The sequence below is a fragment of the Streptomyces sp. NPDC001880 genome, assembly GCF_053594575.1.
Map to the genome: position 1 here is coordinate 1 of NZ_JBSFET010000131.1, position 11,695 is coordinate 11,695.

Annotated in this window: 3 protein-coding genes; all 3 read right to left on the reverse strand. The window is 70.6% G+C overall.

Annotation, left to right across the window (positions count from 1 at the left end; translation table 11 throughout):
* Positions 1 to 209: 209 nt before the first annotated feature.
* The gene (locus ACWCQ6_RS33365) at positions 210 to 971 is read right to left on the reverse strand and encodes a GNAT family N-acetyltransferase (RefSeq protein ID WP_451095663.1); all 762 of its coding nucleotides are present in this window, start codon (positions 969 to 971) and stop codon (positions 210 to 212) included.
* Positions 964 to 8,097: an amino acid adenylation domain-containing protein gene (locus tag ACWCQ6_RS33370; RefSeq protein WP_451095665.1), complete on the reverse strand. Its 7,134-nt coding sequence runs from the start codon at positions 8,095 to 8,097 to the stop codon at positions 964 to 966. Before ACWCQ6_RS33370 ends, ACWCQ6_RS33365 begins: the two co-directional genes overlap by 8 nt.
* The coding region (locus ACWCQ6_RS33375; protein ID WP_451095667.1) for an amino acid adenylation domain-containing protein at positions 8,087 to 11,695 on the reverse strand (3,609 nt) is incomplete at its 5' end. The genes ACWCQ6_RS33375 and ACWCQ6_RS33370, both read right to left, overlap by 11 nt.

Consider the following 11,695-nt stretch of genomic DNA (forward strand, 5'->3'; position numbering starts at 1 on the left):
CTGCCGCTCGTCCAGATGCGGGAACAACACATCAAACTTCACAGCGAGGTGGTCACGATTCTCGTTCGGGATGCGCATACCACACCAACGAGCTTCAGCGCGGGAAGCAACACCTTGATTCTCTGCAAGCCCTTAGTGCTGCAACCGCATCTGGGGTGACCATCAAGACTGGCTGTCGTTGGTGTGACTGTGTGTCACCCGACAGGCTCTCACGCACCGGGGTCGTAGATGAATGGCCGGGTCCAGGTCACAAGCCCGAACCCGCGCTTGCGCAGTGTGGGTTCCGAGGTCGGCAGGGCGTCGACGAAGGCGTGTGTCCGCCCTCGCTCCCGCGCCTCCCGCAGCCTGCTGCCGACCAGCGCGGTGAACAGGCCCTGCCTGCGGTACTCCGGCCGGGTGCGGCCGCCCGCCAGCTCGGCGTAGGGGCCGCCCGGCCGGAAGTACACCCGGCCGCAGGCCGCCGGTGAGCCGCTCACGTAAGCGATGTGGATGCTCATTGCCTCCGGCGCATTCCGTAGTTCGCCGGCCAGTCGCTGTTTCTCCTGCTGCGCGTCGCGCCTGCCGAGCGCGGCGGCGATCTCCGCATAGTCGTCGAGGCCCTGCTCGTCCACGACGCGTCGGATGTCCCGGCCCGCCGGATCGAAGGCCGCCAGGGCGGCCTCGTCGAGTGGCAGCGCCAGCACGTTCTCCCGGTCGTCGGGCTCGAAGCCCGCGGCGATGAGCCGCTCGCCGATGTCCGTGGGAGTGTCGTGGCCGTAGACCTTCCACTCCAGGGCGTACGCCTGTCCGCGCGCGAGGCCGATCTCCTCCCCGATGACCTCGTCGAGCTCCTCGGGGGCGCAGTGCGCGTACAGGATCCGGCGCTCGGAGCCGTCCGCCGCGTGTTCCCGGACGACACCTCCCCGCCCGGTGCTGTGCCCAGCGGCCCGGCGCTCCCTGTCGAGTCCCGCCAGCAGGTCGTGGTCACTCATTCGCAGCTCCCTCGCGTCCCAGAATCCGGGCCACCGGCCGATTCTCGATCATGGCGTCGAGAATAGAGCAGAGTTTCTCCAGCAGGTCCTGGGCTCGTTCGGCGCCGAAGACCTCGCTGTTGTAGGTCAGGGCGAGCTCCAAGTCCCGGACGGAGCGCAGGAAGACGAACTGGAGGTCGGCCTCCTTCGAGCGTCGAGGCAGCTCGCGCACCTCGAACGAGACGCTGCCGCTGCGCCGCGCCCGCTCGTCGTCCAGCCGGTCCATCGCCACCATGACGTCGAACAGCGGGCTGCGGTCCGTGCCACGCTCCCAGCCGAGATCCCGCATGGTCCAGCCGTACGGGTAGGCCTCGTGCCGGAAGGCGCGCAGCACCTCGTGCTGGGTCCGCGAGAGCAGATCGTGCACGTCCTCCCCGGACCGGATCCGGAATCGCAGCGGGACGGTGTTGAGGTGGAAGCCGATCTGGCCCTCCAGCTCCAGCCGTCCGCGGCCCTGGGCGTAGGTGCCCATGGTGAGGTCGGACTGCCCGGTCTCGGCTGCCAGCAGGAGGCCGACCGCCGCGCGCGCCACCACGAACTCCGTCACGCCGAGCCCGCTGGCCAGCTCGGCGAACCGCCGCGTGAGTCCGGCGGGTGCCGTGAGTCGCAGGCGGGTGCCCGCCAGCGCGCTCACGGACGGTCGGGGGAAGTCGGTGGCCAGCGGCACCCGCGAGGAGGCGCCGTCCAGTTCCCGCTTCCAGAACTCACGGTGCCGTTCCTGGAATTCTCCGTCGAGCCGACCGTTGCGCCAGGCCGCCACGTCCTTGTACTGGACGGACAACGCGGGCAGCTCGGCCGCCCGGCCCGCGACCAGCGCGTCGTACAGCTCTTGCCATTCCCGGTGCAGCACGAGGGCCGAGGTCCCGTCCGAGACCAGCTGGTGCATCGAGGTGAGCAGTGCGTGGCTGTCCTCGCCGGTGCGGAACAGGTCGGCCCGGACCAGCGGCTGCTTGGTGACGTCGAACGGATCCCGGATGCGCTGCTCCACGAACGCTTGCAGGCCGACCTGCGGGTCGGAGTGGGTGCCGAGGTCGTGTGTCCGGAACAGCGGGGCGAGCGCACCCGGTGCGTGCACCGTCTGCACCGGTGGTTCGACGCGTGCGTCGAAGGTGGTGCGCAGGGTCTCGTGGCGCTCGGCGAGCAGCACGAACGCGCGCTCCAGCAGCTCAGGGTCCACCGGGCCGCGCAGTTCGAGGAGGTCGTTGCGGTTGAACGCGGCACGCTGGGCGGGTGCGTACGCGTCCTCGACGTCCAGGAGCAGCCGCTGGGAGGCGGCAGTGGCGTAGGTGCCGGCGCCGCCCAGACTGGGGATGGTGTCGGTCTCGTCCGTGCCGGCGATGCCCGACACCTGCTGCGCCAGCCCCGCCACGGTGGGGTGCGCGAAGATCTGCTCCAGGCCGAGGCCGGCGCCGAGCCGTTCACGGACGCGGGCCAGTACCTGGATGGCGCGCAGTGAGTTGCCGCCCACGTCGAAGAAGCGGTCCGTGACGCCGACGGTGTCCAGTCCGAGTACCTCGGCCCAGATGCCTGCCAGGGCCCGTTCCGTATCGGTTCGCGGGCCAACCGCCGCCGAAGAGGTCCTCGTGGCCTCGAGGGTGGCCAGCGACTTGCGGTCCACCTTGCCGTTGGAGGTCAGCGGTAGCCGCTCCAGGACGACGAACTCGCTCGGCACCATGTGGTGCGGCAGTTCGCGCAGCGCGTGGTCGCGGCAGGCGGATACCGTGCCGCCGGGCTCCAGGACCAGGTAGGCGTACAGCTCGTTGTCCCGGCCGCTTCCGCCACGGTTCTTGACGACCACTGAGGCCTGCTTCACCCCGGGGGCCTCGTCCACCCGGCGCTCGATCTCGCCGAGGTCGACGCGGAATCCGCGCACCTTGACCTGGCTGTCGGTCCGGCCCAGGTACTCCAGGAGGCCGTCCTCGGTCCAGCGGCCGTTGTCACCCGTCTTGTACATGCGCTGCTCGGGACGGAACGGGTCGGCCATGAAGGCGCGAGCGGTCTGCTCGGGCGCGTTCAGGTAGCCGCGGCTCACGCAGATTCCGGAGACGTAGATCTCGCCGCGGGCGCCCTGGGGCACCGGCCGGAGGTGCTCGTCCAGCACGTAGATCAGGGTGTTGGGGATCGGCCGGCCCAGCGGCACGATCTCGCTGTCCACGTGCTGCGCCATGATGTGGTGGGTGACGTCGTCGGAGGCCTCGGTCGGGCCGTACGCGTTGACCACGAGAATCCGCGGGTGGGCCCGCAGCCAGCGGTTGACCTGGCGGGGCAGGCAAGCCTCGCCGGTGACCATGAGGTACTCGAGCTTCTCCAGGGCGATCTCCCGCCCCGCGCGCTCCCACGCGTCGAGCATTGCTTCCAGGTAGGAGGGCACGACCTCCAGGACCGTGACGCCTTCCGCCTCCACACTGTCGGCGAAGCGGACCGGGTCGAGTTGGAGCGACTCGGCGACGACGACGGTGCGGCCGCCGAGGAACGGCGCGGCGAACATCTGCCACAGCGAGATGTCGAAGCTGTTGGAGGCGTTCTGCACGATCACGCTGTCCTCGGTGAGGCCGAGGTCGGCGATCTTGGCGTGGAGGTGGTTGAGCATGCCGAGGTGCTCCACCATGACGCCCTTGGGCACTCCGGTCGAGCCGGAGGTGTAGATGACGTACGCGAGGCCGGACACGTCCACGGGCATCCCGGGATCGGTGCCGGCGTGGTGGCGGCCGATGGCCTCGGTGAGCTCGACGGACCGGCAGTGGGCGGGGAGTTCGACGCGTATCGCGTCGGGCACCTGCCGCGGGTCCAGGGCGACCACGCGGACACCGGAGGAGTCCAGCATGGACCGGACGAAGGCGGCGGGGTAGCCGGGGTCGACCGGCATGTACGCGGCGCCGCACTTCCACAGCGCGAGGATCGACTCGACCATCAGCACCGAGCGGTCCATGACCAGGGCCACTACCTCGCCGGGGCGCACCTCCATGTCCTCGGCGAAGTACCGGGCGAGCTGATTCGCCCGCGTGTTGAGCTGGGCGAAGGTACGCCGGTCCGAGGGGTCGGTGGCGGAGGAGAGGGCAAGCCGGTCGGGCAGGGCCATGGCGTGCTGCTCGATGGCCCGGTGGATCTGGAAGGTGTGGTCGAACTCCAGCTCCCGGTGGCCGAGGGTGCGCACGCGCAGCTCCTCATCGGCGGAGAGCAGCGGTAGCTTCTGCAGCGGGGTGCCCGGATCGGTCAGGGCGGACTCCAGCAGCGTCTCGAAGGCCGCCCAGATCCCGTCGATGACGGAGGGGGCGAACAGGCCGGTGTCGAAGCGGATGGCCGCCTGGAGCGTCTCTTTCTGCTCCGCGAGCATGATGTTGAGCGGGAAGACACTGGTTTCGAGGGTCACCTCGACCGGGGTCACGGACACCCCGGCGGTGTCCGGCTGTCCGTCGGGCCGCTGCCCGGCGCCGGTGAACTGCTGGAACTCGATCAGCACGTCGAAGAGGTCCGGCTTCTGCGAGATACCGCGCCGCTGGAGTTCCCGGACGAGTTCCTCGTACGGGTAGTCGCCGTGGTTCAGCGCGTCGTTGACGGTCGTGCGCACGTGCTCGAACAGGTTGCCGAAATCGGCTTCCGCGTCCACGCTCAGGCGGAGCGGCACGGTCCGCACCAGCATCCCGACGAGTTCTTCCAGAGACTGCTTGCCACGGCCGGCCAGGGAGGTGCCGATCACCATCTCGCCGCCCTCGCTCCAGCGGGACAGCACTGCGGAGAAGGCACTGACGACAGTGGTGAAGGTGGTGCCCTTCCGGGACCGGGTGAAGGACTTCAACCGCTGCCACAGGTGTGCAGGCAGGGCATAGTCGCGGTAGGCACCGGAGAACTCACGGCTCTCGGCCGGCCCGCCCGTGGTGGGCAGGGACAGCGGCGCGGGTGCGGCCGCGAAGGTGTCCAGCCAGTACGCGGCATCCCGCCCCCGGCGCTCGCGGGTGCGCTCGGCCTCCTGGACATGGTGCTCCCGGTAGACGCCGGTGACAGGCGGCAAGGAGGCCGGCCGGTCCTCGACGGCGGCGGCGTACAGAGCCCACAGGTCACGGACGAGCAGGCTCAGCGACCACCCGTCGGCAACAATGTGGTGGGTGCTCAGCGTGAGCAGGTGGCACTCGTCCTCGAAGCCGGTGAGCTGGACGCGCAGCAGCGGTCCGTGCTCCAGGTCGAAGGACCGGGCGGCGAACTCCCTGATCAGGGAGATGGCTTCGGGCCGCTCGGGAAACCGGGTCGGTGCCGTGCGCAGCTCGGCGGTGACGGCCCCCGCGGTGTGCGGGGTGACACGTTGGAGCAGCTGCTCGCCGTCCAGCCCGAACGAGGTGCGCAGGCCCTCGTGGCGGGCCAGCAGGGCGTCCACCGCCGACTGCAGTGCCGCGGTGTCGACGGTGCCGCGGAGTTCGAAGCTGCGGGTCAGGTTGAAGGCGACGGAGCCGCCCTCGAACTGGGAGGCCAGCCAGACGTTCAGCTGGGCGGGGGAGGCGGCGAACGGCTCGCCCGCGACCGGCACCGCGGGCTGTGGAGCCTGCGGTGCCTCGGCGGCCGGCTCCGCTGCCTGTTCTTCGGCGGCGCGGGCGGGGGACTGCGCCGCGGCGGTGGCCGTACCCGCCTGCTCCGCCGGCAGTTCCTCCAGATGCCCGGTCAGGGCTTCGGGGGTCTCGTATTCGAAGACGGTGAGGACATCGACCTCGATGCCGAGGAGCGTCCGCACCCGGTTGACGACCTGAATGGCGCTGATGGAGTCGCCGCCCAGGTCGAAGAAGGAGTCCGTGGGGGAGACGTCGTCGCTGCCGAGGACCTCCTGCCAGATCCGGGTCATGCCCGCGAGCAGCTCTGCACGCGCAGCGGCCTGCCGCGCGGGCTCCGCCGTGTCGTCGGCAGCGGCCGGGACCTCCTCGTACGGGACGACGCTCGCGTCGTCCAACCAGCAGCGGACGCGGTCGAACTGGTACGAGGGCAGTTCCGTCCGCAGGCCGTCGCCCGCCGTCGCCGCCCACTGCCAGTCGGCGCCGGCCGTGTACAGGTCGCGCAGCAGGGTGGCGGGCCCCTCGGTCACGGTGACCACGTGGTAGTCGGCGCCGCCGCGTTCGGCGAGCGCGCGGGAGACGGTGGAGAGCGGGCCGACCTCGACGAAGAGCACCGGCTGCTCGCCGCCGAACTTGCTCAGCAGACGGTCCACCCGGGCATCCAGGTCGACGGGCTGCCCGGTCTGCCCTGACCGGGCGGCGCGAGCCCGCCCCATCGCATCGGCGAGCGGGAGACGCCCGGCAGCGGCGTCGATCACATGCTTGCCTGCGCCCTCGCCCACCATGTGGCGGAAGCCCAGGCCGATTTCGCGCAGCAGCCCGTGCAGGGCGTACTGGAACGCGAACTGTTCGTCCAGCGGGACGTCCTGTGTCTCGGCGGCGGTCTCGCACTGCGCGTACCGGGCGTCGAACTGCGGATGCGCGGTACGGAACGCGGCGGTGAGTTCGGGCGTGGCCGGACAGCGGCCGGACACGAGCAGCACGGTCACCGGCGCCGGGGCCGGCTCGGTGCCGGGCGCCTCGGCCAGAGCCCGGACCAGCTCGTCCGTGTCGTGCACGGTCACCGCATGACGGTACGGGTGGTGTTCGCGGCCCTCCACCAGGGTGCGGCGGACATCGGCGAGCCGCGGCTGCTGTTCGCCGTCCAGCCAGGCGTGCAGGGCGGCGACGTTGGCGGCGAGGGCGGTGGCCGTCTTGGCAGAGACCGGGATCCAGTGTCCGTCCGCCGGTACGGCCGACGGATCGTCGTCGGCGGTCCGGCTCGGCGCCTCCTCCAGGACCGCGTGCACGCAGGTGCCCATGATGCCGAAGGAGCTGACGCCGGCCCGGCGCACCCCGGCCTCGGGCTCCCACGGCGTGAGCTCGCGGGTGACGGTGACGGCCGACTTCGTGAAGTCGATGAGCGGGCTGAGGGTCTGGGCGTGCACGCTGGGGAAGAGCTGCCGGTGGCGCAGTGCCAGGATCGCCTTCACCAGGCCGACGAGGCCCGAAGCGCTCCAGGTGTGGCCGATGTTGCTCTTCACCGTAGACAGGGCGACGGGTGCCTTCCTGCCCGTGATCCGGTCGAAGGCCAGGTCGAGGGCCTCGATCTCGATCGGATCGCCGAGGCGGGTGGCTGTTCCGTGGGCCTCGATGTACGAGATGGTGGCCGGGTCGACCGCCGCCTTGCGCCAGGCGCGTTCGATCACCTCGGCCTGTGCGGCGCTGTCGGGAGCGGTCAGCGAACTGGATCGGTCGGCGACGTTGTTGGCCGCGATGCCCTTGATGACGGCGTGCACCGGATCCCCGTCGCGCAGTGCGGCGTACAGCCGCTTGAGAACGACGGTGACGACTGCCTCGCCGGACCCGGTCCCGTCCGCGTCGGCCGAGAAGGCCCGGGTCTTGCCGTCTGCGGACCGGATGCCGAGGTCCAGTCCGTTGTCCTCGTTTCTGGGCTCGCCGAACAGGTTCAGGTTCACCCCGCCGACCAGGGCGAGTTCGGCTTCGTCGAGCAGCAGGTCGTTGACGGCCTGGTGTGTCGCCATCAGGCCGGAGGAGCAGGAGGAGTCGACCATGGCCGCGGGTCCGGTGAGCCCGAGGAAGCGGGAGATCCGGCCGGCTATGGCGGACAGGTGCACACCCATCACCATCGGCGGTTCGATGGTGCGGGCCAGCCGGTGGTACGCGATCCGGGTGTCGCCGACGTACACCGAGACCCTGCGGCCCTTGAGGGAGGCCGGGTCGTGGCCTGCGTTCTCCACCGCCTGGTAGGCGGTCTGCAGGAGCAGCCGGTGCTCGGGGGCCATGAGCTGCGCCTCGCCCCTGGTGATGCCGAAGAAGGCATGGTCGAAGGAGTCGATGTCCTCGACGTAGCCGTTGAGCTGGAAGTCCGTGTCGGCGGGCATCGACGTGCGGGCGCGCCGCTCCGCCGAGTATCGGCGGACGCTGTCGCGGCCGTGGCGGAGGTTCTCCAGGAACTGTCGGGTGTCGTCGGCCTCGGGCAGGCGTACGGCCACGCCGATGACGGCGATGTCGCGAGCCCCGGCGGCCGGGGTGGTCTCGTCAGAAGTCATGCTCGGAAACCTCGTCTTCGAAGTGGGTGGGGTCCGCGTCGACGCGCGCCGGCTCGGCCAGCCGGGCCTGAAGGGCGATGGTGGAGTGAGTGAACAGCTGCGCGACCCGGAGGGCACCGGGGTAGCTCTCCTCCAGCAGGGAGTAGAGCCGGAGCAGTTTCAGGGAGGTGCCGCCGAGCTCGAAGAAGTCCTGGTCGACTCCAGTCACCTGGCGGCCCAGGGCCGTCTCCCAGGCATCGCGGATCCGCAACTCGGTCTCAGTGAACGGGGCTTCGGCCGGCGCTTCGGTGGAGTCGAGGAAGCGGGGCGCCGGCAGGGCAGCGCGGTCCGGCTTGCCGTTCGGATTGGTGGGGATCCGGTCGAGCACGATGAACTCGGCGGGCACCATCGGTTGTGGCAGCTTCCCGGTGAGGTGGCGGCGGAGCCGTCCCGGGAACCCGTCGGGCTCCGCGGAGGAGTCCGGCACCACGTAGGCCACCAGGTGGTACTCGTCCTGCGGCGTCTTGTGGGCCACGACCACGCAGGCGGACACCTGCGGGTGGCTCACCGTCGCGTGCTCGATCTCGGACGGGTGGATCCGCACGCCGCTGATCTTGATCTGGTGGTCGGCGCGGCCCAGGACCTCGAGCAGCCCGTCGGGACGCGTCCGGCCGATGTCACCGGTGCGGTACAGCAGGTCGTCCGCGTCGGCGCGCAGCGGGTTGTGCACGAAGGCCGCAGCATCCGCCTCGGGGTCGTCGAGGAAGCCGAGTGTGCGGAACGGGGTCCGGATGATGATCTCGCCGGGCTCACCGACGCCACACACCACGCCGTCGCGCATCACGATGCCCTGGCTGTCCGGCAACGGGGAGCCGACCGGCAGGACCGGCGGCAGGGGCCCGGTTGCCGGGATCCGGTAGGCGAACTTCGCCATCGTGGTCTCGGTGGGCCCGTACAGGTTGACGATCTCGCCGATGTCGGGGAAGGCGCACCGAAACCGCTCCACCAGTGCGGCCTTCAGGGGTTCGCCGGCCAGGAAGGTCAGCCGCAGCTGCGGCAGCCGGAGGGCGGGGGCGTCGAGCAGCCAGGTCTGAAGCACGGTCGGTACCGCGTGCAGGACGCTGATCCGCTCGCGCTTCAGCCAGGTGAAGACCGCTTTGCCGCCGAGCACGTCCGTGGGTTCGGGCATCACCGTCGTCCCGCCCGAGACCAGGGCGAGCAGCGTGTCCCGCAGCATCACGTCGAAGGAGGCGCCGGTCAGTTGCGCACAGCGGTCCTCCGGGCCGATGCCGAAGGTGCTGCGCTGCCAGCTCAGGAAGTGGCTGAGCGACGCGTGCCGGCCGAGCACTCCTCGCGGGGTGCCCGTGGTGCCGGAGGTGAAGAAGAGGTACGCGGGTGCGTCCGGTGCCACGGGCGGCAGGGCGCCGACTGCCGGGGATGCCGCCGCCATGAGCCCGGTGTGGGCGTCGATGACGAGCGTCGGCACCCCGGCAGGGGCCTGCGGCGCGGCTTCTGCCAAAAGCATGTCCGTGTCCGGAATCCGGCTTTCCGTATGCACGCACAAAGTCGGGCGGCCGACGCTCAGGAGGTGCTTGCGACGCCCTTCCGGCAGGGCCGCGTCGAGCGGGAAGAACACGGCGCCACTGCGCAGGACGCCCAGCATGGCCACGCAGAACCCGATGCCGCGCGGTCCGGTCACGGCGACGACCTGGCCCGGCTCGCAGCCCTGGGCGACCAACTGCCGTGCAACGGGCTCGGATCGGCGTACCAGTTCCCCGTACGACAGGGTCCGGGCGCCCTGGGCGACCGCGGTCCGGTCGGGGGCAACCGCAGCGCGCGCCGCGATCAGCTCGGTGACCGGCTGCTGCGCAGGCGCATCGAGGGGCTGCTCCAACCGGTGCCGGGCGTCGGCGGGGCCGGGCAGGGCGAGAGAGTACGCGCTCAACGGCCACTCGGCGGAGTCGGCAACCTGTTCCAGCAGGCCGCCGAACTGGCCCAGTATGGCCTCGGCGCGGGCGGGCGAGAACAGATCGGGCCGGTAGACCAGCTCGATGTGCAGGCCCTGGCCGACTCCGGCGCCCGCACCCTGGTCCGCGTCCTCGTCCCATACATAGAAGGTGAGCGGGAACTTGGCCTCGGGCTCGAAGAGCTGGTCGTCGAAATCGACTGCCAGTCCCTCGATCTCGGCTTCCTCGCGGAGGCTGCCCATGTAATTGAGCAGTACATCGAAGACCGGTGTGCGGTCCAGTCGGCGCACCGGGTTGAGCCGCTCCACGAGCAGCTCGAACGGGGCGGACTGGTGAGCGTAGGCCTCGTGGATGCCGGTGCGGACCCGGTCCAGCAGGTCGGTGAAGGCCGGGTCGCCGGAGAGGTCGGTGCGAAGCACCAGGGTGTTGAGGAAGAGCCCGACGATTCCTTCGAGTTCGATGCTCTTCCGGTTTGCCACCGGGTAGCCGACCACCACGTCCTGCTGGTCGCCGAGGCGGGACAGCAGCAGGTTGAGGGCCGACATGGTGATCTCGAACGGTGTCGCGGATGTACGTTCCGCGAGGTCGCGCAGGGCGCGGGCGTGTGCGGAGGACAGAGTCAGCCCGACACGGCCGCTGCCGCGGCCGGAGTCCGGGGCTGGGAGGTCTCTGGCCAGTTCGAGCGTCGGGCCGTCGGCCAGCCGCTCCACCCAGTACTGCAGATCTCCGTCGACGGCCTCCTGGTGGGCCGGGTCGCGCACGGCGGCCGCGTAGTCGATGTACTGGACGGGCAGCTCGGGCAGCGCTTCGGCGGCCCCGCCCGCGCGGCGGGCGTAGAGAGCCGACAGCTCGCGCATCAGGAGCCGGACCGACCAGCCGTCGCCGGCGATGTGATGGAGGGTGGTGAGCAAGCGGTGCTCGGTGTCGCCCAGCTTGAGCAGCGTGAAGCGTACGGGTGACTCCTCGCGGAGCCGGAACGGGCGGGTGTCGTCCGCGCGGACCACGTGTGCCACTGCCTCCTCGGCCTCGTCCCGGTCGAGTCCCGAAAGGTCGACCAGGTCGCAGGCCAGGGGCAGGCCGGTATGCAGCCGCTGGTACGGCTCGCCATCGGCGGTGTCGTAGGTGACGCGCAGGAGTTCGTGGCGATCGACGAGGTCGGCCAGCGCCGCGCGGAGCGCCTCGGCGTCGAGCGGGCCGTGGAAGGAGGCGAGCGTGCGGATGTGGTAGGCCGTGCTGTCCGGGTCGAGCATGTGCAGGAACCACATGCGTTCCTGCGCGTAGGACAGGACGTGGCGCTCACCACGGGCCACCGGTTCCACGGCGGTCGCCCGGATGCCGTCGGCGGGCTGTCGCAGGAGTTCGGCCTGTGCGGTGATGGTGCGGTGGGTGAAGAGGGTCGCGGCCTGGAGGTTTGTCCCGAAGCGTTGGTTGATGCGGCTGGCGAGCTGCAGGGCCAGCAGGGAGTGGCCGCCGATGGCGAAGAAGTCGTCTGTGACACCGAGTCGCTCGACCGGCAGCAGCGACTTCCAGATCTCCACCAGCGCCTGCTGGACCGGTGTGGACGCCTCCTCGTGCTTGCTCGCGGCGAGCTCGGCACCGGTCATCCGAAGCAGGGCGGCCCGGTCGGCCTTGCCGTTGCGGGATACCGGAAT

Coding starts and splice junctions, on each gene's coding strand:
- ACWCQ6_RS33365 (WP_451095663.1), bottom strand. CDS start 971: ATGAGTGACCACGACCTGCTGGCGGGACTCGACAGGGAGCGCCGGGCC.
- ACWCQ6_RS33370 (WP_451095665.1), bottom strand. CDS start 8,097: ATGACTTCTGACGAGACCACCCCGGCCGCCGGGGCTCGCGACATCGCC.